The 21585-nt window shown below is 62.4% G+C and carries 25 protein-coding genes, 1 tRNA gene and 1 pseudogene; 11 read left to right on the top strand and 16 right to left on the bottom strand.

Features of this window, described 5'->3' with window-relative positions; genetic code table 11:
• Window positions 1-12: 12 nt before the first annotated feature.
• Window positions 13-69: pseudogene (locus tag V8192_RS14675) on the top strand (MJ0042-type zinc finger domain-containing protein); the annotation flags it as partial.
• 69 nt (window positions 70-138) lie between these two features.
• Window positions 139-936 (top strand): hypothetical protein, encoded by a 798-nt coding sequence (locus V8192_RS02300; RefSeq protein ID WP_341632315.1) that lies wholly within the window; start codon window positions 139-141, stop codon window positions 934-936.
• Window position 937: 1 nt separating this feature from the next.
• Here V8192_RS02300 and V8192_RS02295 read toward each other — a convergent pair whose 3' ends face one another.
• Window positions 938-1150: a hypothetical protein gene (locus V8192_RS02295; protein WP_341631441.1), complete on the bottom strand. Its 213-nt coding sequence runs from the start codon at window positions 1148-1150 to the stop codon at window positions 938-940.
• A gap of 172 nt (window positions 1151-1322) precedes the next feature.
• Here V8192_RS02295 and V8192_RS02290 point away from each other — a divergent pair.
• A tRNA-Leu gene (locus V8192_RS02290) sits at window positions 1323-1409 on the top strand.
• Between the two features lie 12 nt (window positions 1410-1421).
• Here the strand turns inward: V8192_RS02290 and V8192_RS02285 are convergent.
• The 5 genes from V8192_RS02285 to V8192_RS02265 all read right to left on the bottom strand — a co-directional run bounded on the left by V8192_RS02285 (window position 1422) and on the right by V8192_RS02265 (window position 6920).
• Entirely contained in the window at window positions 1422-4094 is a 2673-nt protein-coding gene (locus tag V8192_RS02285) for a hypothetical protein (protein ID WP_341631440.1), read from the bottom strand.
• Between the two features lie 66 nt (window positions 4095-4160).
• Window positions 4161-4988, bottom strand: a complete 828-nt coding sequence (locus V8192_RS02280) for a fimbrial biogenesis chaperone (RefSeq protein WP_341631439.1) — start codon at window positions 4986-4988, stop codon at window positions 4161-4163.
• Between the two features lie 107 nt (window positions 4989-5095).
• Window positions 5096-5584, bottom strand: coding sequence for a DUF4402 domain-containing protein (locus V8192_RS02275; protein ID WP_341631438.1), 489 nt, complete (start codon window positions 5582-5584; stop codon window positions 5096-5098).
• A 189-nt stretch (window positions 5585-5773) separates the two neighbouring features.
• Window positions 5774-6274 carry a DUF4402 domain-containing protein gene (locus V8192_RS02270; protein ID WP_341631437.1) on the bottom strand — a complete coding sequence of 167 codons (501 nt, stop codon included), beginning with the start codon at window positions 6272-6274 and terminating at the stop codon, window positions 5774-5776.
• Window positions 6275-6368: 94 nt separating this feature from the next.
• Window positions 6369-6920: a DUF4402 domain-containing protein gene (locus V8192_RS02265; protein ID WP_341631436.1), complete on the bottom strand. Its 552-nt coding sequence runs from the start codon at window positions 6918-6920 to the stop codon at window positions 6369-6371.
• Between the two features lie 155 nt (window positions 6921-7075).
• Here V8192_RS02265 and V8192_RS02260 point away from each other — a divergent pair, with 155 nt between their 5' ends.
• A complete protein-coding gene (locus tag V8192_RS02260; protein ID WP_341631435.1) occupies window positions 7076-9211 on the top strand; it encodes a transglycosylase domain-containing protein in 2136 nt (711 codons plus the stop codon).
• Here the strand turns inward: V8192_RS02260 and V8192_RS02255 are convergent.
• Together V8192_RS02255 and V8192_RS02250 are read right to left on the bottom strand one after the other, a co-directional pair.
• Complete coding sequence (locus tag V8192_RS02255; protein ID WP_341631434.1) at window positions 9164-9880, bottom strand: M48 family metallopeptidase; 717 nt, start codon at window positions 9878-9880, stop codon at window positions 9164-9166. The two genes, V8192_RS02260 and V8192_RS02255, sit on opposite strands and share 48 nt — an antisense overlap.
• Window positions 9858-10295 (bottom strand): YcgN family cysteine cluster protein, encoded by a 438-nt coding sequence (locus V8192_RS02250; protein ID WP_341631433.1) that lies wholly within the window; start codon window positions 10293-10295, stop codon window positions 9858-9860. Before V8192_RS02250 ends, V8192_RS02255 begins: the two co-directional genes overlap by 23 nt.
• Before the next feature lie 62 nt (window positions 10296-10357).
• Between V8192_RS02250 and V8192_RS02245 the strand changes: the two genes are divergently transcribed.
• The gene (locus V8192_RS02245; RefSeq protein ID WP_341631432.1) at window positions 10358-10945 is read left to right on the top strand and encodes an ankyrin repeat domain-containing protein; all 588 of its coding nucleotides are present in this window, start codon (window positions 10358-10360) and stop codon (window positions 10943-10945) included.
• Here V8192_RS02245 and V8192_RS02240 read toward each other — a convergent pair.
• The 8 genes from V8192_RS02240 to V8192_RS02205 form a co-directional block, all read right to left on the bottom strand.
• A complete protein-coding gene (locus tag V8192_RS02240; protein ID WP_341631431.1) occupies window positions 10942-11424 on the bottom strand; it encodes an MmcB family DNA repair protein in 483 nt (160 codons plus the stop codon). The genes V8192_RS02245 and V8192_RS02240 overlap by 4 nt on opposite strands.
• 82 nt (window positions 11425-11506) lie before the next feature.
• A complete protein-coding gene (locus tag V8192_RS02235) occupies window positions 11507-12163 on the bottom strand; it encodes a cell wall hydrolase (protein WP_341631430.1) in 657 nt (218 codons plus the stop codon).
• A 174-nt stretch (window positions 12164-12337) separates the two neighbouring features.
• Window positions 12338-12682: a DUF1491 family protein gene (locus V8192_RS02230; RefSeq protein ID WP_341632288.1), complete on the bottom strand. Its 345-nt coding sequence runs from the start codon at window positions 12680-12682 to the stop codon at window positions 12338-12340.
• Window positions 12679-13143, bottom strand: a complete 465-nt coding sequence (locus tag V8192_RS02225) for a PTS sugar transporter subunit IIA (protein ID WP_341631429.1) — start codon at window positions 13141-13143, stop codon at window positions 12679-12681. Before V8192_RS02225 ends, V8192_RS02230 begins: the two co-directional genes overlap by 4 nt.
• Window positions 13144-13205: 62 nt before the next feature.
• Window positions 13206-13772, bottom strand: a complete 567-nt coding sequence (gene hpf / locus V8192_RS02220; protein ID WP_341631428.1) for a ribosome hibernation-promoting factor, HPF/YfiA family — start codon at window positions 13770-13772, stop codon at window positions 13206-13208.
• Between the two features lie 63 nt (window positions 13773-13835).
• Window positions 13836-14534 carry a DNA polymerase III subunit epsilon gene (gene dnaQ, locus V8192_RS02215; protein WP_341631427.1) on the bottom strand — a complete coding sequence of 233 codons (699 nt, stop codon included), beginning with the start codon at window positions 14532-14534 and terminating at the stop codon, window positions 13836-13838.
• A 9-nt stretch (window positions 14535-14543) separates the two neighbouring features.
• Window positions 14544-15137, bottom strand: coding sequence for a dephospho-CoA kinase (coaE, locus tag V8192_RS02210; RefSeq protein WP_341631426.1), 594 nt, complete (start codon window positions 15135-15137; stop codon window positions 14544-14546).
• Window positions 15134-15706: a Maf family protein gene (locus tag V8192_RS02205; RefSeq protein WP_341631425.1), complete on the bottom strand. Its 573-nt coding sequence runs from the start codon at window positions 15704-15706 to the stop codon at window positions 15134-15136. Before V8192_RS02205 ends, coaE begins: the two co-directional genes overlap by 4 nt.
• 293 nt (window positions 15707-15999) lie before the next feature.
• On the opposite strand from V8192_RS02205, the gene hemE reads away from it, so the two are divergent.
• The 6 genes from hemE (at window position 16000) to mnmE (ending at window position 21582) form a co-directional block, all read left to right on the top strand.
• The gene (gene hemE / locus V8192_RS02200; RefSeq protein ID WP_373276306.1) at window positions 16000-17061 is read left to right on the top strand and encodes a uroporphyrinogen decarboxylase; all 1062 of its coding nucleotides are present in this window, start codon (window positions 16000-16002) and stop codon (window positions 17059-17061) included.
• A complete protein-coding gene (locus V8192_RS02195; protein WP_341631424.1) occupies window positions 17058-17510 on the top strand; it encodes a CopD family protein in 453 nt (150 codons plus the stop codon). The genes hemE and V8192_RS02195 overlap by 4 nt, the downstream gene beginning before the upstream one ends.
• 198 nt (window positions 17511-17708) lie before the next feature.
• Window positions 17709-18965: a transcription termination factor Rho gene (gene rho / locus V8192_RS02190; protein WP_341631423.1), complete on the top strand. Its 1257-nt coding sequence runs from the start codon at window positions 17709-17711 to the stop codon at window positions 18963-18965.
• Window positions 18966-18979: 14 nt separating this feature from the next.
• Window positions 18980-19645 carry a YjbE family putative metal transport protein gene (locus V8192_RS02185; RefSeq protein ID WP_341631422.1) on the top strand — a complete coding sequence of 222 codons (666 nt, stop codon included), beginning with the start codon at window positions 18980-18982 and terminating at the stop codon, window positions 19643-19645.
• A 9-nt stretch (window positions 19646-19654) separates the two neighbouring features.
• The gene (locus V8192_RS02180; protein WP_341631421.1) at window positions 19655-20296 is read left to right on the top strand and encodes a TerC family protein; all 642 of its coding nucleotides are present in this window, start codon (window positions 19655-19657) and stop codon (window positions 20294-20296) included.
• An 8-nt stretch (window positions 20297-20304) separates the two neighbouring features.
• Entirely contained in the window at window positions 20305-21582 is a 1278-nt protein-coding gene (gene mnmE, locus V8192_RS02175; RefSeq protein WP_341631420.1) for a tRNA uridine-5-carboxymethylaminomethyl(34) synthesis GTPase MnmE, read from the top strand.
• The last annotated feature ends 3 nt before the right edge of the window (window positions 21583-21585 follow it).

The following is a 21585-nucleotide window of genomic DNA, read 5'->3' as shown; positions in this document are numbered from 1 at the left end:
GCTTTTGTACCGATGATCCTCACCTGCCCCAATTGCGGCACGCAATATGTGGTGAAGGATGGCGCAATTCCGCCGGAAGGCAGACAAGTGCGGTGCGCCGCTTGCAAGCACAGCTGGCACCAAGATCCGGAACTCGCCGTGTCCAGAGAGGAGAATTTCAAGCAATCTCCTCCCGAGGAGCAACAGGACCTCGCCTCCGGCACCGATCAGGATGTGCGCGATCGGATCGATGAGCCCGCTCAGGACGAAGACGAAAGCCTCGCCGAGGCGACGTTGATAGAGCCGCGAAGCGGTCCTGAAGCCGAGGAACGGGCTTACGAGGAGGCTCTCGTTGATGAGCGGGCCGCCGAGCCTCTTACTGAGGGAGTCGTCGAAGCGCCGATCGAGGCTGATGCCGGGGATGTCGTTGGCCAACAAGGAGCGGCGGCTACGGGTGACTGGAAGGAGCCGCCGGAGGCCGAGACCGCCCCAGACATGTTCAGTCCGTTCGCGGCGGATGACACACAGGTCGAGCGCCGCAGCCCGCTTTCCGCCGTCATCGTCGGGCTGCTGGTCGTGGTCGTACTCGCAGCGCTGTTCTGGTTTTTAGCACCTGCCAATCTCAAGGCCCGGCTCGGTCTTGCTGCAACCGATGCAACACCACTTCAGCTGGTGACGACGCACATGGACCGCCAGCATCTCGAGAGCGGCAATGATCTTCTCACTCTTACCGGGCGCGTCATCAATCCCTCGGCAAAGGAGCAGATTGTTCCGCCGATCCAGGCACAGCTGAAGAACAAGAGCGGCCAAGTCGTTTACAGCTGGACGATTCAGCCGCCAGCGCCCTCACTTGCCGCAGGAGCGAGCGCCAGTTTCAACAGCGCGGAGGTCAGCGTCCCGCCGGGCGGCGAGGAGCTCACCATCACGCTTGGACGGCCGGGCGGGCGAACCGGGTAGCTTATTGAAATTCGATGAGTTTCGCTGGCCGCGACGTGCCGTCGGCCATCTTGACGAACGAGACGCGCGGCGGCGGAGCCCCTGGACTGATTTCACCACCCAGCTTCAGTCGTACCGCGGCGACGACACGGATCGTCGCAGTCGCCTGAACGACCGCGGAAGCGTTCGGAGCTTGCGGCTGGACGATCGCGAGGGCGGCAGCAAATAGCATCATTGGCGTCAGCGCTAACGCCCTGGCTCGCAAATGGTAAATGCTGCTTTAGGAATTGTACCATTGTGGAGCGGATTTGTCTCATCGCTCGATGGCATTGCGCGCCTGTTGAGCCTTTGCTAGGGGCCGCGCCTTGCCAGCCGGCCGCTCTCAAGGCCGGATCATTTCATGACGTGCGGTCGTGGCGGAACTGGTAGACGCGCAGCGTTGAGGTCGCTGTGGCCGAAAGGCCGTGGAAGTTCGAGTCTTCTCGACCGCACCAGCATCCCGATCCCTATTTCAGGCCGGATGCTCCAATCGCCGGCGGCGAAGCTGCCGCGATATTGGATTGGGGTAGCGGCTGGATGGCTCCAAGGCGAACGACCGGATGGTCGGCGCTGACCGCGACCTGCTGCGCAAGACCAGCGGCGATCTTGGCGGCTGCCGCCGAGCTCGACGCCACCCGGAGCGAATAACGGCCATAGGCCACGCGGTCGAACAGGAAGAAACCATCGAAATCGGTGCGCGCCGTACCGGCGACCTTGCCGGTGTAGTCGACGAGCTCGAGGTCGACGCCTTCAAATCCCAGCTCGCCGCTCTTGATCAAGGAGCCCTCGACGGAGCCTCCACCGACCAGCCCGATCTGGACGTCGGCGGGAATACCCGGCCGGGGGACGACCACCTGGAGGGCCTTCTCGGGGGTGAGCATCGGATCCTGGAGGCTGGTGACGTCGATCCCAACGGGCACGGGCAGATAGGCCGTGAGACCCCCGATAGTGACCGATCCGGTGGAATCGGTCTTTCGCTCGGCCTGGGTATTCCCGGTCGTGATGAGCGCGCCCTTTTCGAGCGGCTCGCCCGGATCCAGTGCGCCGTTACTGTTGAGGTCCCGGTAGACTGTAGCGTGGACCATCCCTCCCTGCGCCAGCGGACGCCTGGAGACCGTCACTCCATGGTGCGGATCCAGCGAGAAGTTGAGGTTGAATCCGGCGGCCACATCTCCGTTGCTTGCCGCCTCGCCGCTGAGGGCGATCGCAATCGAATCGAGACGCAGAATGTGCGTCAACCGGACCCGCGCACGATGCGCGGTGCCATCGTAGGCAGCCACCGCCTCCCAGTCCCCATGCTCCGTTGCAGTCCAGTAAGCGGAAAGCTCGGCATCCTTGAAGCGCCGAGGCGCGCCAATGTCGAAGTCGGCCGTACCGCGAATGCGCACGCCCCCGATGTGGCCGCTGCCGATCAGTCCAATGGTGACTTCGGCGGGCTCGGAAGGGCCCGCGGCGACGAGATCCTTGTGATAGCGCACCTCGGTGCCGAGATTGAACCGATCGACGTTCGCGGACAGGCGGGCGGCGGCCTCGAGCATCCTCGATCCATCGGCGCGGTCGATGAGGTGGGCCTCGGCATGTGCCGGGAGGATGGCTCTTCCGACATGGAGCGGAGCGTCGAGCGCGAGCCGTGCTTCCCTGTAGGATTGCTCGGGACCACCACGCAAATGAAAATCATTCGCGATAAGAGCGTCGATATTCACGTAGACGCTGCCAAGCTTGCCTAGCAACCGGGCGCGCGCCGCCGTTCCTCCGTTCGATTCGCGCGCCGCGCTCACCTCGATGAGAGCGCCGCCGACCGACCTGCGCACCGTGCCTTCGACGAAGGTAAGGCGCTGGTCGCCAACGAGCATTGCCCGAGCCAGCACGCCGACCGACGTGCGGGCATCGAGCCCATGTTCAACCGCTGCGGTGGCCTGCCATCGGGGCTGCAAGCGGTCATCCGGCGGCTTTTCAAGTGAGACGAGGTCGCGGCCCGGCTGGTTCGCGCCGATCCAGTACCAGGTCTTCCCCCTGGGTACGTCGTCCTCGCCGACGTTGAACTCTTCGTTGCGTTCGCGGATCTGTCCCTGGGGACCGTAGAGTACCACGCGGATGTGATTGTCGCCGTAGAGAAGCTGAACGTCATCAAAGATATAGCGTTGGGATGGATCGGATTTCGCAAATCCGAGAAGCTCACCGTTGCGGTAAAGCTCCGCTTCCCAGCCGCTTGGAAGATCACCCTCGATACGGGTTCGGTCGAACGCGGTTCGAGTGGTCAGGGGACGGTTGGTAAGAACGCCGCCGCGTCCCGCCGAAGACGAGCCGGTAAGGCTGCTGTCGAAGCCCTCGACATCACCGAAGCCGACATGGGTGGCCTTGAGCGGCCCGAGCAGGCGCCCGTCCGGATCTGATCGGAAAGCCCTCAGGCGAAGAAGGCTTGGTTTCCCACTGTCGTCGGTTGTTATCTGCGCGTCATAGGAGAGCCGGGCGATCTCGCCCGCGGCATAGACCGAGACCTGGCGGTCGACGCGCACACCATCGCTCGCGCGATACGTAATGCCGCCGCTCACCACGAAATCGAGCGCAGGAGCGCGCCACATTCGGTAGGGAATGCGCACCTGGGGAAGGCTTGAAAGATCGAAAGTTCCATGATGGATGTTCGCCGCGCGCTTCTGCCGCTCCATTGCGAGCTCGACCGGCAGCTTCCGGTCCGAGCTCAGGACGAGCACAGAGCCGGCCGTCATCGCCTTTACACCGATCCCGAACCAGCGGCTCAGCGCCGAGCTTTGAACGCACCAGCCATCGGGGGTCTCGCGGATGGTCGCGGGCGCAATGTCCTCGGTCTTCCCGCCGCCGTAGCTGGCCCTGAGCGCGCCATAGTCTATGTCGATGTGGTTATTTTCGCTGAAGGCCCATCCGCTAGCGCGCCTGGCGTTAAGATCGATCCGCATGGGGACATCAAGCGCCGTCAGAAAGTCGCCTAAGACGACACACGTGCCTTCGGGCGCCGTGTAGGCGCGCACGGTATCACCGAGCCGCAGCTGGTGGATGTTGACGTCGAGTATGAACTGCTCGTCGGGATCGGCTGTCCAGGCCGGAGCGATGGGCGGCGAAGGCACGGTTGCGCCGAGACTGCCGGCGCAGAGCGCCAGCAGCATAGCCGCCTTGCGCAGCCGAGACAGGCCGCGAAACATCGGATTGGCTCGCGCGGGTTCCGGCCGGGCCTAGCGGAGCACCGCCTGCGTTTCTGCAAGGAGGCGCGTGCCATCCTCGAAGGTTTCAACATATTCGACTGTCACCGGACCGCTCGCCTGCGCTCTGAATTTGTCGGCGACGGCAAGGCTGACGTGACGCTTGCCCACCTCGGTATAGACGGCGACACCCTTCTCCGCTGCGATCGGGTCCTTGATGCCGGCCTTGAGAACCCGGACTTCACCATAGGTGGAGCGGGTGCCCTGACGCACGAGGTCGAGAGCGATTACGGGCGATCCGTCTTTCTTTTCGAGATGGACATTGGCGATCCCGGCCGTCGCCTGGAGGTTTCCAAGGCGAACGATTACCGGAATCGTCACCCCGTAAATCGGAGTCAGCTTGAACTGGACTCCCTTGGGTGGATCGTCGGCCGACTGGACGACCGGCGTCGGAGCAGGCACGGCGCGGAACAGCAGGTGCACCCGGTATTCGCCGTCGGGAAGTCCCTGCGGTGCCCGCGCGGCAATGCGGATCGCCTGGGGCTCGTGAGGCGCGAGTGTCACCTTGCGCGGCGCATAGACGATCATGTCCTCCGCTTTCTTGTCCGCGTCGGACGGCGAGGTCACGTCGATGAGATCGCCCTGCTCCGTCATCCGTCGAAACTCGACGGAGACGCGGTAGGTCGCCGGCTCGTCCCCGATGTTGTTGAGGATCACCTCGGCACCTTTCCGTCCGTCCAGCACCAGCCGCGTCGGTGCGACGAGGAGGTCGCCGACGCCGGCCTTCGCAGGAAAGGGCGACCCAATGATCGGAGCCGCGACAAGGCTCGCGGCGAGGATGGACCTGGTCCAGTTGTTCATTTCAGCGATCCCCACTTGGCCCCGGACTGGAGCCATCGCCGCGCATTTTGATCCGGAATGGTTGATTTTCGGTCAACCATGACCAGTAAATCGGCACCGGCGAACGCCTAATAGTCGACGGTGACGTTGAAGGTGCCGACGTAGGTTCCCGCAGCCGTCGTCGAGTCGACCGTGACGGACCCACCAATGGAGAAGTTCGTACCCGGAAAGCCCGAGTTTGCGAGCGTGAGGCTAGGAGGGGCATCGGTCGTCAGCGTCAGCGTCTTGGTGGGATCGTTTTGGTTGACCAGGGTCACGTTGGGCGCGCTGATATTGACGACCTGCTGATTGGATCCCTGCACGTTATAGCTTGCGGCACTGGTGGCACCCGTACAGGTGAGGTTGGTGTTCGCGCAGCCCAGCGCCCCGGCTTGCGAGATCGATATGGTTGCATTGGTCCAGGCGCCCGGGCCGAGCGTCACGCTGCCAAGATCAAGGTCGGTCAGCTTGGCAATGATGAGCGGCTTGACGTTGCTGGCGCTCACCGAAGCCGTCACGCTTGCCGCACGCGCTGCTGCTCCGGCCGACGTGCAGGCAAGCAGGGCGATGACACGCACAATCCGGGCTCTGGCAAGACGCAAGTGTTGATTCTCCGAAGCGGAGGGTCCTGCGAAGATAGAACCGAACTGGTTGATTTTCGGTCAACCATGACCGGAAGCTAACCAAGGTCGCTTACCGAACAAAAAAGGGGCCGCCAGCCGGCGGCCCCTTCCCCACTTAAGCGGCCGGAGCCGCAAGTCCGAGAGTCACTGATAATCGGCCGTCACTGCGAACACGCCCGTGTAGACGCCGTCCGGCGTCGTCGAATTGAGTGTGATCGAGCCGCCGATCGAGAAATCTACGCCCGTGGTCGCCCCTGTCGCCCCAAGATTGACGGTGGCGGGTGCATTGGGCGTGAACGCGATGGTTCCAGGACCCGTAAGGCTGAACGGGAGCGAGGTGATCTTCACTATGGCATTGTTGGTTCCGACCAGGTGATATTTTGCAGCGACGGGCGAACCTGTGCAGGTGACGTTCGTACCGCAGCCGGTAAGGGCGCCTGCCTGGTCCATGTTGATGAGCTGTCCCGACCAGGTGCCCGAACTCAGCACGAGCGTGCCGAAATCGAGATTTTGAACGAACGAGATCTGCAGCGCCTTGTAGATACGGGCGGTAGCGGTTGCCTGCGTTGCGGGGCTGACGGCATTCGCCGCCGTGCTGGTGAGTGCAAGCGCGATGCTCGCCATGGCTGCGAAAAGCTTGCTCATCCGATCCCCACTCCTTCTGACACGCCAGCAACACGGCCAAGATGGTAGGGGCGGCATTAACCAGAACCGCTTACAGCTTCGCTCAAGCTTATGGTTAACGAGCGATTAGGTTTCCCGCCGAAATGGATGCATCGGGCGCATAATCGACGTTGATCACAAGGTCGCCGCGAAACTGGCCTTCGTCACTCCCGGAGACGACAAGACGCCCGCCGAAGTGGAAACTGAGGTTTCCTCCCGCATCGAGTCTCGGCGTCGAGGGCAGGTCGGTGGAAATGTCCAAGAGGCTGATACGGCCTCCCGCGCCGGAATAGAGTTCGATCCTGTGCGGCATGTCGATGCTGAGCTCGCGGTTGGCTTGGCCGTGCACCGAAACTGTCCCGACCGTTGCCCGCGGGCCAATTTCCATAACTGCCCCGTCGGCCCCATTCGCACCGGTAGGGCGGATGACCGCTCCGCCCTGGCCGTTGCCCGAGAGGACGAGCCTGTCGAAGTTCAGGCTGGTTTCGATCCGAAGTTCGAGGTCGCCCGGCGGAGTTTGCGTCGGCGTTGCCGCAGCCGGCTGATCGCAGAGCCGACATTGCGCATAGACGGGACCGGCCCCGGCAAGTCCGGCAATCAGCAGCGCGAGATGTTTGAGGGCGGCCATGGCCTCCTCTTCTATGCGGAGAGGCGCTAAGACAGGGTTAAGCTGGCGCTAACCTTCGGGAAGACAGAGCGGGCGGGTCCACTTCATAAGGTCGATCCAGGCTTTGCGACGCCCGCTATTGTCGGCTCGCGCCCAGCTTTCTATCCCCGTCACGAATGCCGCGAACGCAACCAAAGTCCACGGGACGCTCAACCTTGTCAGGATTCCTCAAAGGCGTCGGCTACGCCGCGCTGCTGTCGATCCTGGCGCTCGTCGTCGCAGTAGCGGTCGCGGTCGCCTACCTTCCAGGCTACGGCGAGCTCACCAAGCGCAATGACCTTGGACAAATGATCCGGGTGCGCGCGGCCAATGGCCAGGTACTGGTGTCGCTCGGGCCAAGCTTCGGCCAGTGGCTGACCTACGATCAGATTCCTGCCGAGATGCGGGCGGCGATGATCTCCACCGAAGATCGAAGGTATAGAAGCCACATCGGCGTCGACCCCATCGGTATCGGGCGCGCCATCGCATCGGCACTCGCCAAGGGGCACCGGGTGAGCGCAACCTCGACCATCACCCAGCAGCTCGCCCGCAACATCTTCCTCACCAACAACCGCAGCTTTGGCCGAAAGATCAAGGAAGCGATCCTCGCGCTGGCGCTCGAGCGCAAGTTCAGCAAGGACCAGATCCTCGAGCTCTATCTCAACCGCGTCTATTTTGGAGGCGGCGCCTATGGAATCGATGCCGCCTCCCGCAAATTCTTCGGTCACGGCGCCGACCACCTTAGCCTCGGCGAAGCCGCGATCATCGCGGGCCTTGTAAAGGCGCCCTCCAACTATTCGCCCACGGCCGACATCGAAGCGGCGCGCTCACGTTCGGGTGTGGTCCTTCAGACCATGGTGAAGAACGGCTTCATCACCCCCGACACCGCAGCGCAGGTCGACCCCGCAAGCGTCCGCATCCAGCAGACCGTCAACCAGAACAGCGTCCGTTACTTCACGGACTGGGCGCTCCCTCAACTCGATACGCTGATCGACCAGACCAAGGATCCTATCGACGTCTGGACCACCCTCGACCCGGCGATGCAGGTCGCGGCCGACCGTGCAGTCCGAGCCAACGCACCTGACGGTGCGCAAGGCGCGCTGGTAGCGATCGACCGTGACGGCGCGGTGCGCGCAATGGTCGGCGGCAAGGACTATGTGTCCTCGATTTACAACCGCGCGACCCAGGCACAGCGGCAGCCAGGATCTGCGTTCAAGCTGTTCGTGTATCTGGCGGCGCTGGAATCGGGCATGAAGCCGACCGACACCATCGTCGATGAACCGGTGACGATCGATGGGTGGAGCCCGCGCAATGCCGAGCGCGAGAATCTCGGGCCGGTAACGCTGCGCGAAGCCTTTTCGCGATCGCTCAATACCGTCAGCGCAAAGATCGGTGCCCAGGTGGGTTTCTCGACGATCGCCGACATGGCCCGCCGATTCGGGATCACTTCGCCCATCGCCACCTACCCGTCCATGGTCCTGGGCACGAGCGACGTTCGGCTTATCGACATGGCACGCGCGTTTGCGTCGGTCGCCAACAAGGGTGTTGCTGTAACACCTTACGGAATAAGGCGCGTGGTGACCGCCGACGGCCGCATGCTCTACCAGCATGAAGGCGACGAGGGCCGAGTGCTCGTTGCTCCCTGGGTAGCGGCCGAGATGACAGACCTCCTCCAGTCGGCGGTCCTGTCCGGAACGGGCCGCGCAGCCCAGATCGGACGGCCGGTCGCAGGAAAGACGGGGACCACCACCCTCAACAAGGATGGCTGGTTCATCGGCTTCTCGAGCGGTCTCACAACGGGCGTCTGGATGGGCCGCGACGATGCACGGCCCGTCGGAGGCCTTCAGGGCGGGACCGCGCCTGCCCGCGCATTCCACGATTTCATGTCCACTGCGGTCGCCGGCAGGCCTGTCGAGCAATTCGAGACGCAGGTGCCGATGCCCGACTGGCAGCTGACGCCCGAGGAAGAAATGTATGGCGACCAGCCGGTCGACGCTAACGGCATGCAGCCGATGGTCGACGAAAACGGCATGCCACTTGGTACGCCGCCCCCCGACCAGGGGTCTCCGCAACCACAACCTGTGGTCCGGCCCGACGGGACCGGTGAGCCCTCGCAACAGGAACTCGACCAGGCGTTTCCGCCGCAGCAGCAACCGCGCCAGCCCGGCTACGCCCAGCCCCAGCCCCAGCCGCGACAACCTCCGCCGCCGCCGCGACAGCCTGAATCAACGCCTCCGTCCGACCCGTCGCAACCGCGGCCCTATTCGACGTAGCGTCGCCTTCGCCTCGGAAAGACCGGGCCCGAACAGCCGCGCTTCGAGCGCCTTGAACTGAAGACCGTGATCGAGGTGTACGAGGTGGGCAACCTCATGCGCCACAACATACCGCCGGACTGCGGGGGGAGCGAGGATCAGCCGCCAGCTAAGGCGGATCTTGCGCTGGGAGGAGCAGCTGCCCCAGCGGGTGCCCGCATCGCCAACGCTGACCGCCGACGCCGTCACGTCAATCAATGATGCATATTCAGCCACTTCCCGTGACATCGTCTCGATCGCGCGCCTCTTGAGGTAGCTTTCAACCCGCCGCGAGACGCTGGACTTCGGCCCGCCGAGGCACAGGACGCCATCGGCGAGAACCGGGCTTCGGGGCGCTTCCTCATCCCATGCGATGCAGACTTCCCGGCCCTCCAGCGGGATCGTTTCTCCCGGCTCGAACGGCTGGCCAGGCTGCATTCGCTCGACCTGCGCTGCGATCCACTCCCGCTGGTCGAGCGCCCAGCTCAGCGCGGCCTTTCGGCTCATCCGCCATGGACATGTGAGTTTCAGCGTTCCGCTTGCCTCGTCGAACCTCAGGCGAAGGCGCCGCGCCGACTTCAGCGGTCGTATCTCGATCGGCGCGGGAAGGCCCGCTTCAAGGCCGGCTTCAGAGCGTGCGCTCGACAACATGATATTCGAGTTCGCCGGCGTCGTCTTCGCTCACGGTCCAGCCGCGCGTGGACTGGCCGGCCTCGTGCACTGTCTCGCGGCTCCCCGAAACGAGATAATGCCAGTCAGGCAGCGGTTCCCCCGCGGCACGCAACCGATATGCGCAGGTCGACGGCAACCAATCGAGACCTGATAGATTCTTGCGATCGAGCTTTACGCAGTCGGCCACGAGCGCCATTCGGTTCTTATAATCCATGCACCGGCCATTGCGGCGATCGAGCAGTTTGCAAGCGACATTGGTCGGATAGAGGAGGCCTGTCTCCTCGTCCTCGAGCTTGTGGACGCAGCATCGTCCGCAGCCGTCGCACAGGGCTTCCCACTCGCCACGGTCGAGTTCCGCTAGGGGTTTTTCCCAAAATGGCGCGGGTCCGTTCATTTGAAGTCGAGCCTTGCTCTGCTAAGCGCGAGTGATCAAGCGGGACTTTGGGGCTTAAGATCGTGAAACAGCTAGCTTTTGTCATGTGCGCTGCAGCCGCGCTGCTGGCCTCGCCCGCCGCAGCCCAGTCAAGCAGCGCCAATGCGGGATACGATTTCACCGAAGCGGTGAAGAAAAGTGACGGCGACAAGGCCACGCAGCTTCTCGAATCTCATTCCAAGGGTTTCGTGGACACCAAGGATGGCGATGGAAACACGGGCCTCATCGTCGCCATCAGCCGTGGCGACGAGCAGTGGACAGGCTTCCTGCTGACCAAAGGCGCCGATCCAAACCTTGCGGGGAAGGGCGGCGATACGCCGCTGATTGCTGCCACCCGGGTTGGCTTCGACAATGCGATCGAGTGGCTCCTGGCACTTGGAGCCAAGGTGGATGGGCCGAACAGGATGGGCGAAACCCCGCTCATCATCGCCGTGCAGCAGCGAGAAACACCGATCGTTCGCCAGCTTCTCAATGCCGGTGCCGACCCCGACCGAACCGATCACGCTGCCGGCTACTCGGCGCGGGACTATGCAACGCGCGATCCGCGCGCTCGCGACATCCTGAAGCTGATCGAAGACAAGAAGCCCAAGGGCACGGCTGCCAAGCGCTAGGTAAGGTCACCCAGCGAAGGATCGACCTGCGCGGCGAGCCGCCGAGCAGACCGGCGCGCAAACCTCAGTAGCTCGGCCTTGCGGCGCGCGGGAGCCAAAGGCCGATCGACCGCCTCCCGCACGACGGCTGCGTCATATCGATCCGCGACAATCAGCCCTGCTGCTCCCGGCAGGTAACGCTCCTCGTCGAGGAATCCGGCAAGGTTTGCCGGAACCGCCCAGAAAAACCGGTCGCAATAATCGAGATAGTCAGTCCACTTGCCATCGCCGATCAGGTCCGCCTTTGCGACCTTGATTTCCACGATCGTGAATCGTCCTTTCGAATCGATCGCCATGAGGTCGGCGCGGCGACCGTTGGGAAGGGGCATTTCGCAGACCGCGAACAGGTCCTGGCGGCAGAACAAACGAGTGACTCCGCGGGCGACCTCCGACGCAATCGGCGGACCGTCGACGAAGCAAGGAGACTCGAGCGTGGCCATCGTCTCACTAGAACAAATCGTGGCCAAAAAGAAAGCGGGCGAGCTCGAGGCTCGCCCGCTGCTTGTCCTTGTTCGCCTTGTCTCAGCGATAGAAGACGTGATTGCCGATCGAGGCGACCCGCCTCATGTGCCAGCCCGGAGCGACATAACGCGCGTGGAAGAAGAGCGCGTCACCAACTGCCGACTCCTTCAGTCCCTTGTCGGTGATCTTCGCGATTGCGACAGCCGTCTGCCACTGGCGGTTGAGATGCGAAACTGCAGGAAGGGCATGACCGTGCACGAACGAAAATTGCCCGCGCTGGAACAGCACGCCGCAGTACGTGCCGGGGAACCGGCCGCCGCTCTGGGCCCGGTTTGCGATCACCTTGCCGACCGCAAGCTGACCGGCGAGGGGCTCGCTCTTCGATTCAAAGTAGATGCCAGTTGCGAGGCACTCCAGTTCGCGGCTGCCCGCTTCAGGGCCACGAAGCTGGGCGACCATCGCCGCGAGATCGCCGCTTGGCTTCACTGCCGCGGCCGCATCCTGATCATTGTTATTGTCTTGACCCTCCGTCGCCTGAGGCTGGGAGAGGGTCGGCTCGCCCTGCGGGTCGAGCAGCTCAGGAACCGCTACCTTCGGCAGCGTCGCGCTGGTAGCCGGCATGACCGGCTCCGCCGTTGGCCCGGCTTGCGCCGGAGCAATAATCATGACGGTAAGCGCAGCGACCATCAGCAGTGCTGAGCGAAAAGAAGCCAACATTCGGACCGTTGAGAGTGCGGTGAACCGCCAAAAGGTGCGCCCAATTACTTTGCGAATACTTCGCCAGCGCCCGTGGTGATTCCCCGTCTTGCGTGGCATTCCCTGCAATTGCTGCTGAAGGAATGCCCCCCGCTCTTGTTGTTGAGCGCAGATTTGACGCCCTCGCCGTGAGGGTCAACCCGTTAACTTCGTTTCAGCGATGAACCGTTCGGCCTCCGCGATATCCAGTTCGATCGCCCACAAATCCTCGTCGAAGCGTGCGCGACGGGCGAGGAAATCGGCAATTTCGGTGGAACCCGCCGATTCGGCGGGGCCAACCACTTCCCAGCGATAGCCTCCATCGAGGTCGAGGACGCGCTCGAGGCAAGCAACGTGCCTGCCCCGGCTGGAAACGAAGATGAGGAGCGAACCGCGCTCCTCGTCGCCCTTTCTCATTATTGCCCCGAAATCACCCTCGACGGCCGCGCGCCGCAAGAGCGCGGCGACCTCAAGGTGCGTGGGGAGCCGCTCGTTGGTCAGGCGGCGTCCCGTTCGTCGGCGCCCATCAGCAGCGCTACCAGGGCGTCGCGGCTGCGCGCACCACGCAGTCGTTCCAGATTTGCAGCGTCCCGTGTCACTCGGCTGATCGCCGCCAGCGCTTTTAGATGTTCCGCGCCGGCATCGGGAGGCGACAGGAGCAGGAACACCAAATCTACCGGCCGCCCGTCGATTGCCTTGTAATCGACGGGTTCGGCGAGCCGCGCGAAGAGCCCGTATATCTGGCCGAGGCCCTCGATCTTGGCGTGCGGTATGGCGACGCCCTGCCCAAAGCCCGTTGAGCCCAATTGCTCACGTTCATTGAGGCCGGCAAGAACCGATGCCGAACCAACGCCAATGCGCTGCGCTGCAAGCTCGGCCAGCTGCTTCATCAGCGATCGCTTGTTACCGCCAGGAAGGGCGGTCTTGATCGCGTCGCAATCGAGAAAATCGGCAAGGTGCATACAAGTAAAACTCGTGACTGGTGCGACCAGTCGCACCTTGGCCGCGTGTGATTTAAATGGGTTCAGTCGGTATGCGGCTCAACCCAGCCGACATTTCCGTCTTCTCGGCGGTAGATCATGTTGAACTCGCCCGTTGCGCTGTTCTTGAACATGAGTGCCGGCGTGTTGCGAAGGTCCATCAGCATAACCGCATCGGAGACGCTGGCTTCGGGAATGTCGACCCGTGTCTCGGCAACGATTGCAGGAAATTCGGTGTTTTCCGGTTCCGCACCCGCGTCAGAGAATATGGTGTAAGCGGCGTTCTCAACATAGGCTTGCGCGTCTTCATCGACCTTGTGATCTTTCAGCCTGCGCGTGTACCGCCGAAGTTGCTTCTCGATGCGGTCTGCAGCGCCGTTGAATGCGATCTCTGGCTCCCGGCCGCTGTAGGAAGCCTTGAGCACTACGCCCTGCACGACGGGCGCGATGATGTCGCAGGTATAGTCGTTGTTTGGACCGCGCCCGAAGGTGACGTTCGCACCCACCGATCGCGAAAAGTATTTCTCCGTAATCTCGGCAACGCGCCGCTGAGCATGCTCGCGCAGCGTATCGCCGGTATCGACCTGATGACCCGCGACCCGTACGTCCACTTTGCCTGGCTCCTTCGTGTCAGGCGCGCTTAGGACCGCGCCGAACCTCGCGTCAACCGGCGCTTAGTGGATGGACGCGAAGCGTTCCCAAAGCGGGTTGACCAGCTTTGCAATAAACGCCCGATGCCGTTCGAGTTCCTCCGCCAACGGCGCGTGGGGACGGGGCGGCCGCGGCTCGCGAACGATGATTGGACGTGAAGACTGCCGAACCGAGACGGATCCAGCTTCTGCGACGAGTCCGAGTCCGATCTGCCGGCCCCCGGTCAGCTCGACATAGACCTGCGCGAGAAGCTGGGCATCAAGAAGGGCCCCATGCTTCACCCGGTGACTGCGATCGATGCCGAACCGCATGCACAAGGCATCGAGGCTGTGCTTCGCGCCAGGATGCTTGGAGCGGGCGAGCGTCAGCGTATCCACCATCCTGCCCATTGAAACGGCAACGCGCCCGCACTTCTCGAGCTCGAAATTGAGGAAACCGAAATCGAAGCCTGCATTGTGCGCAACGAGTGGCGAATCGCCGAGAAAGTCCAGGAGCTCGTCGACCCTTTCGGAAAACCGAGGCTTGTCGGAGAGAAACAGGTTCGTGAGCCCATGCACTTCCTGCGCTTCGAACGGCATGTCCCTGTCGGGATTGAAATAGGCATGGAAGTGCCGCCCGGTCTCGACCCGGTTGAAGATCTCGACGCAACCGATCTCGACCATACGGTCACCGCTCAGGGGGTTCAGGCCCGTGGTTTCCGTGTCGAAGACGATTTCCCGCATGAAGCGAATCTATCGGACGGGCCCAATTCCAAGACAAGTGAGAATGTCGCGCACCTGGCTCTCAGTTGTGGATAGGTCACCCCCCGTGTCCACGACGAAATCGGCACGCCTGCGCTTTTCCTCATCAGGCATTTGCCGGGCCAGAATCGAATCGAGCTTGGCGCTGGTCATCCCTGGCCGTGCCATGACCCTTGAGCGCTGGACCCCGGCCGGCGCCGAGACGACCACAACCTTGTCGAATTCCTTTTCGCTTCCTGTTTCAAACAAGAGCGGGATCTCGAACAGCAGCGCCGAGGCGTCGGGATGCTCCTTAGCAAAAATGTCTCGAGCGCCGCGCACAGCAGGATGGACGAGCTGCTCCAGCGCCGCGAGTTTGACCGGGTCCCCAAGAACGATTTGAGCAAGGCAATCGCGATCGAGCGTGCCGCAGCGGACCGTTCCCGGGAAGAGTTCGCCGATTTTCGTGACCAGCCCGCCACCGGGACCCTGCAGCTGCCTGACCACGGCGTCCGCATCGAAAACCGGAAGGCCTGCACGTTCGAACATTGCCGCTACCGTCGACTTTCCCATCCCGATCGAACCCGTCAGCGCGATCCGGATCACGACAGCAACAATCCCCGGTCTCGAAGCGCTGCAAGCAGCGGCACGAGCGGCATCCCGAGGATAGTGAAATGGTCACCTTCGATGCTGTCGAACAACTGCACTCCGCGTGCCTCCAGCCGGAATACCCCAACGGTATAGCCTACCTGCGGCCATTCGGCATCGAGATAGGCGTCGATGAACTGATCCGAAAGTTCGCGGACCTCGAGCCGCGCGGTCTCGGCATGAAGCCAGTCGATATTGCCAGCACGCGCGAGGGCGACCGCGCTTGTTAGCAACATTGTCTTACCCGAAAAGAAGCGCAGATGCCCGGCCGCCTCGGCTTTCCCTCGCGGCTTGTCGAACAACCGTCCGCCAGCGCTGATCACGCTGTCACTTCCGATCACCCAGTCGTCGGTTTCGATACTGCAGGCCTTTGCAGCGGCGAGTGCGGTGGCGATCTCCCCCGCCTTGTCGAAACGCGATTTGAGGAGATCCTCATCGACGTCCGGCTTGCACGCCCGATAATCGACACCAGCAGCATCGAGCATTTGCCGGCGGATTGCGCTGGTAGAGGCGAGGATCAGGCTCAATCGAACAACCTTGTGGAAAAGACGCGTAGCAACGCTAGCTCGGTGCTGGGGACGGCTTCAACCGACCGTTTGTCGATCCTGCCGCAGCCATCATTCGAAGATTCATCCACGGGGACTGAATCCATCCCCAGACTGTGAATCATGGGATCGAATCGGTCCAACCCGCCCTAGCCCATAGAGACGCGCACCGGGCACCTTGTTGGCAATTCCGGTAGCCGCGCCTAAACCCCGCACTCCCGCTCCCAACAACATCTTCAATCTTAGATTCTAAATATAATAAGGAGAGAAGAAGGGTGGCTTTCATGCCTTCCGAGCTTCCCGATATGCAGGTGGCCAAGCCGCTGATCGCAGTCCTTGGCAGTCAGCGGGTCGACCCGGTGCCGATGTGGATGATGCGCCAGGCCGGACGATACCTGCCCGAATATCGTGCCCTTCGTCAGGAGAAGGGAAGCTTTCTCGATCTCGTCTATGACAGCGACGCCGCGGCGGAAGTCACGCTCCAGCCGCTGAGGCGATTTCCCGAACTCGACGCCGCGATCCTCTTTTCCGACATTTTGATCGTCCCGTTCGCAATCGGCCAGAATTTGAGTTTTGTAACCGGCGAGGGACCACGCCTGACGCCCACCCTTGCGAACTGCTCGGTCGATGAACTGACGGCGTATCCTGCGCGGCTCGAACCCATCTACGATACCGTGTGCAAGGTGAAAGCGGCACTGCCAGCGGGCAAAGCACTCATCGGCTTTGCCGGCAGCCCATGGACGGTTGCCACCTACATGGTCGCTGGACAGGGCAGTCGTGACCAGGCCGAAGCACGCAGACTGGCTTATACCGATCCCGGGGCCTTTCGCGCCATCAGCGAGCGGATCGAAGAGGTGACGCTCGACTATCTTTCGGGACAGGCACAAGCGGGCGCCGAAGTCCTCCAGCTCTTCGACAGCTGGGCGGGCAGCCTGTCGCCCGCCCAATTCGAAAGCTGGGTGATCGCTCCTACCGCTCGGCTCGTCTCGGCGCTGAAGAAGCGTCATCCGGGGGTTCCGGTCATCGGATTTCCAAAAGGTGCGGGGGGGAAGCTTGGCGCCTACGCCCGGGAGACTGGCGTTGATGCAATCGGCCTCGATGAGACCGTCGATCCCCTTTGGGCGGCAAGGGAGCTTCCCGCGAATCTTCCGCTCCAGGGCAATCTTGACCCCCTAGCGCTCGTTGCTGGGGAGAAAGTCCTCGAATCGGCCGTCCGCGGCATCCTTGACGCCTTCAGCGGCCGCCCTCACATCTTCAATCTCGGGCACGGCATTCTTCAAGATACGCCCATTGCTCACGTCGAGCAGCTGGTTGCACTGGTGAAGGGGGAACGGTGAACAACTACGTCGGCTGGCTCGGGCTGGCCTACCCATGGGTCAAGGCGGCCCATCTGACCTTCGTTATTTTCTGGATGGCCGGCCTGTTCTTGCTGCCACGTCTCTACGTCTATCACCAGGAAGCGACTGTCGGATCACCCGAGGACCGCGCATGGATCGAGCGCGAGGCGCGGGTTCGCTCAATCATCCTGACGCCAGCGATCATAGTCGTGTGGGCGCTCGGCCTGATGCTTGCCTTCCACATCGGCGCCTGGAGCGAGGGCTGGTTCCATGCCAAGCTCGCGCTCGTGATCGCCCTCAGTGGGTACCAGGGCTGGCTCGGCGCTTATGGAAAGAAACTGGCAAGCGGTCAGCGGCCGCTTTCGGGCCGGGCCGTTCGAATGATCAACGAGATTCCGGGGATCGCTGCAGCACTGATCGTGGTTCTGGTAATCGTTCGCCCATTCTGAACGTTTCGGCGCTCCGAGGCCCCAGTGCTGATTGACACAGGCACAGGGCCAACATACGTCCAGTCCAGAGCGGCTCCGGCCAGTTTCCTTAAATAGCCGGCGTCGTTCCCTTCTCCTTGTCGCGGCGTCCTGCCGCGTCTCAGCTTTCGACCAGTTTTGAGAAGCTCGAGCACCACTCCCCAAGAAAAGAATATCCACATGCATCTGAAAGAATTGAAGAAAAAGACTCCCGCTGATCTCGTCGCAATGGCCGAGGGGATGGGCGTCGAGGGCGCATCAACGATGCGCAAGCAGGATCTCATGTTCTCGATCCTCAAGGTCCAGGCCGAAAACGGCGTCGAGATCATGGGTTCGGGCACCATCGAGGTGCTGAACGACGGATTTGGCTTCCTACGGTCGCCCGAAGCCAATTATCTCGCTGGTCCTGACGACATTTACGTCGCGCCGTCGATCGTCCGCCGCTTCGGGCTTCGTACCGGGGACACGGTTGAAGGTGAGATCCGCGGTCCGAAGGAGGGCGAGCGCTATTTCGCGCTGACCCGCGTTACCACGATCAACTTCGATGACCCTGAAACAGTCCGTCACCGGGTTAATTTCGACAATTTGACGCCGCTTTATCCCGACGAGAAGCTTCGGCTGGATACGCTCGATCCCACGATCAAGGACAAGTCCGCCCGGGTCATCGATATCGTGTCGCCGCTCGGCAAGGGCCAGCGCGCGCTGATCGTCGCTCCGCCGCGGACCGGCAAAACGGTCCTGCTGCAGAACATCGCCCGGGCGATCACGGACAATAATCCCGAGGTCATCCTCATCGTCCTGCTGATTGACGAGCGTCCCGAAGAAGTGACCGACATGCAGCGCTCGGTGAACGGCGAGGTCATCTCCTCGACCTTCGACGAGCCTGCCAGCCGCCACGTCCAGGTCGCCGAAATGGTGATCGAGAAAGCCAAGCGTCTCGTCGAACACAAGAAGGACGTCGTGATCCTGCTCGATTCCATCACCCGCCTTGGCCGGGCCTACAACACGGTTGTTCCAAGCTCCGGCAAGGTGCTGACGGGCGGCGTCGACGCCAACGCGCTGCAGCGGCCGAAGCGCTTTTTCGGCGCCGCTCGTAACATCGAGGAAGGCGGCTCGCTGTCGATTATCGCGACTGCGCTCATCGATACGGGATCGAAGATGGACGAAGTCATCTTCGAAGAGTTCAAGGGCACCGGCAACAGCGAGATCGTTCTCGACCGGAAGGTTGCCGACAAGCGCATCTTCCCGTCGCTCGATGTCGGCAAGTCGGGAACCCGCAAGGAGGAACTGCTGGTGGAGCAGGGCACCCTTACAAAGATGTGGGTGCTGCGACGAATTCTGATGCAGATGGGCACGGTCGACGCGATGCAGTTCCTTCTCGACAAGATGAAGGATGCGAAGTCGAACGAGGATTTCTTTGCCTCGATGAACCAGTAGGGCGCTAGCCGGCGGTGTTTGAAAGCTTCGACTTCGGGGCGATCTTCACCGCCGGCGGGCTTGCCAAGCTCGGCCAGATAATCGTCGGCGACCTCACGATGGCGGGCGATAATGTCGTCATCATGGGTTCGCTTGCTTCAGGTCTTCCCGCGCGAGACCGCCGCAAAGTCCTGATGTTCGGGGTCGGAATGGCATTGCTGTTCCTGATCACCTTCGCGGTACTTGCAACGAAGCTCCTCAGGATCACCGGCCTCATGTTTGCAGGCGGGCTGCTGCTCTTGTGGGTAGCGTACAACATGTGGCGGCAGCTTCACCCGAAAGCCGATGTCGTCGCCGATGATCCGGCTACGCTTGCCATTGAAGGGCCGCCTGCGAGCAAGACGCTGCTGCAGGCCGCCATCGCAATTACGGTTGCCGATCTCAGCATGAGCCTCGACAACGTACTGTTGGTGGCCTCGATTGCGCGCCAGAATCCGGCGCTCCTGGTAGTCGGCCTCAGTTTCTCGGTTCTCATTATGGGTTTTGCTGCAAATTACGTGGCAAAGCTCATCCAGCGATATCACTGGATCAACTATGTCGGCCTCGCCCTCATCCTGTGGGTCGCCTGCGGCATGATCTACGAAGGGTTCATGGGCGGAGAGCATGTGATGGGCTTGAGGCACCTCATGGGCCTCGGCTAGGCCGGTTTTATGGACCTTGGATTTCTAAGTGGCGGCGCTGTCGCTGCGTTTCTCCAGATCTTGTTCATCGACATCGTTCTTGCCGGTGACAATGCGATCGTCGTCGGGGCTCTTGCGGCGGGGCTCCCGGCTGAGCAGCGGAAGAAAGTGATCCTGATCGGCGTTGCTGCAGCGCTGGTGCTGCGGATCGCATTCGCCTTGCTGGTTTCCCAGCTGCTTCAGGTCGTCGGGCTGGTGCTGGCCGGAGGGATTCTTCTTCTGTGGGTCGCCTGGCGCATGTACCGGGAGCTTGGCCACAAGGACGAAAGCACCGGTTCCGAAGAAGTCCTCGGTGACGAGCATTCGGGACTGAGGCCTGCCAAGAACTTTGCCAGCGCTGCCTGGGGCGTTGCCCTGGCCGACGTCAGCATGAGCCTCGATAATGTGCTTGCAGTCGCCGGTGCCGCGCGCGAGCACCCTTACGTTCTCATATTTGGCTTGGCTCTGTCCGTCATCCTGATGGGCGCCGCGGCCAACGTGATCGCCCGGTACATCGACCAGTACCGCTGGATCGCATGGGGCGGTCTTGCGGTGATACTGTGGGTTGCGGTCAAGATGATCTATGAGGGCGCAGGACATGTAGCGCCGGTGATCGCTCCCCTCTTCAGCTAGCCTGCACGATGACGGACACCATCTTCGCGCTGTCGAGCGGTCGTCCGCCGGCAGCGATTTCAGTGATCCGTATCAGCGGAACAGCCGCGAGACACGCCGGAGAGCAGATTGCGGGATCGCTTCCCGCCGCCCGCACGACCGGGGTGCGCGAGCTGCGCCATCCCGTGTCGGGCGAGCTGTTGGATGAGGCGCTGGTTCTGCGGTTCGATTGTCCTGCAAGCTCGACTGGCGAGGATATTGTCGAACTCCAATGTCATGGCGGCCGGGCGACTGTCGATGCTGTGCTCCGTGCGTTGTCGGCCATCGACGGGTTGCGGGAGGCACGGCCCGGCGAGTTCACCCGCCGCGCCTTCGAGAACGGCCGGATTGATCTGACTGAAGCGGAAGGTCTTGCCGATCTCCTCGAAGCCGAGACTGAATCGCAGCGCAAGTCGGCGCTTGCTCTGGCGGAAGGCGGCTTGAGGAAGCAGATTTCGGCGTGGCAGGACCGCCTCCTTGGATTGTCGGCGCGAGCTGAACTGGCCATCGACTATGACGAGGAGGACGAGGCGATCGACAGCTCCCTGTTGGACGCCTGCACGGTGCTCGGGGACGAGCTCCGCGAGTGGCTCGGGCGTCCCCGGGTGGAACCCCTGAAGGATGGGGTTAGAGTGGTTGTGGCGGGGCCGCCAAATGTCGGGAAATCAAGCCTTATCAATGTCTTATCAGGTGAAGATCGCTCGATCGTCGCCGACCTTCCAGGGACGACACGCGACCATATTGAGGTCCCGCTTTCCGTCGGCGGCGTTCCGGTGCGGCTCACAGACACGGCGGGTCTGCGCGATACCGAGGACCAGGTCGAGTCCATTGGCGTGGCGCGTGCGGGCAAGTTGATCGAGTCCGCCGACGTGCTTGTGTGGCTTGGCGAGGAGGGGGTCGCCCCTCGCCATCGGCAAATCGTCATGGTGCATGCCAAGGTGGACCTTCCCGAACGTGGGCGAACCCCTCCGGGCTCGCTTGGCGTTTCGTCTGTGACAGGGGAGGGGGTGGCAAGCCTCCTTGAGATCATTGAATCGCGGGCGCGGGCAATCTTGCCGTCGGATGACGCAATTGCGCTCAACCGGCGGCAGGCTCGGCATATCGGGGAGGCCGCGGATTCATTGTTCGCTGCAGCTTCATGTAGCGATCCCGTTCTGGTGGCGGAGGGCCTGCGCATGGCCCGGGGCGCGTTCGACCGATTGACCGGCCGCGCCGGAGTGGAGGACGTGCTGGACGCACTGTTCGGACGCTTTTGCCTGGGGAAGTGAGCC

Origin of the sequence: Sphingomonas agri (assembly GCF_038148795.1) — a bacterium.
Lineage (GTDB): Bacteria > Pseudomonadota > Alphaproteobacteria > Sphingomonadales > Sphingomonadaceae > Sphingomicrobium > Sphingomicrobium agri.
Note: the sequence above shows the minus strand (reverse complement) of the source record. Positions and strands in the feature narration are given on the sequence as shown.

Bases quoted from the DNA above. Each gene is read 5' to 3' on its own strand.
- dnaQ (WP_341631427.1), bottom strand. From the start codon at position 14,534: ATGCGGGAAATCGTCTTCGACACGGAAACCACGGGCCTGAACCCCCTG.
- V8192_RS02225 (WP_341631429.1), bottom strand. From the start codon at position 13,143: ATGCACCTTGCCGATTTTCTCGATTGCGACGCGATCAAGACCGCCCTT.
- V8192_RS02250 (WP_341631433.1), bottom strand. From the start codon at position 10,295: ATGAACGGACCCGCGCCATTTTGGGAAAAACCCCTAGCGGAACTCGAC.
- mnmE (WP_341631420.1), top strand. From the start codon at position 20,305: ATGACGGACACCATCTTCGCGCTGTCGAGCGGTCGTCCGCCGGCAGCG.
- V8192_RS02265 (WP_341631436.1), bottom strand. From the start codon at position 6,920: ATGGCCGCCCTCAAACATCTCGCGCTGCTGATTGCCGGACTTGCCGGG.
- V8192_RS02260 (WP_341631435.1), top strand. From the start codon at position 7,076: ATGCCGCGAACGCAACCAAAGTCCACGGGACGCTCAACCTTGTCAGGA.
- V8192_RS02270 (WP_341631437.1), bottom strand. From the start codon at position 6,274: ATGAGCAAGCTTTTCGCAGCCATGGCGAGCATCGCGCTTGCACTCACC.
- V8192_RS02180 (WP_341631421.1), top strand. From the start codon at position 19,655: ATGGACCTTGGATTTCTAAGTGGCGGCGCTGTCGCTGCGTTTCTCCAG.
- rho (WP_341631423.1), top strand. From the start codon at position 17,709: ATGCATCTGAAAGAATTGAAGAAAAAGACTCCCGCTGATCTCGTCGCA.
- V8192_RS02280 (WP_341631439.1), bottom strand. From the start codon at position 4,988: ATGAACAACTGGACCAGGTCCATCCTCGCCGCGAGCCTTGTCGCGGCT.
- V8192_RS02235 (WP_341631430.1), bottom strand. From the start codon at position 12,163: ATGTTGGCTTCTTTTCGCTCAGCACTGCTGATGGTCGCTGCGCTTACC.
- V8192_RS02255 (WP_341631434.1), bottom strand. From the start codon at position 9,880: ATGTTGTCGAGCGCACGCTCTGAAGCCGGCCTTGAAGCGGGCCTTCCC.
- V8192_RS02285 (WP_341631440.1), bottom strand. From the start codon at position 4,094: ATGCTGCTGGCGCTCTGCGCCGGCAGTCTCGGCGCAACCGTGCCTTCG.
- V8192_RS02295 (WP_341631441.1), bottom strand. From the start codon at position 1,150: ATGATGCTATTTGCTGCCGCCCTCGCGATCGTCCAGCCGCAAGCTCCG.
- V8192_RS02240 (WP_341631431.1), bottom strand. From the start codon at position 11,424: ATGGCCACGCTCGAGTCTCCTTGCTTCGTCGACGGTCCGCCGATTGCG.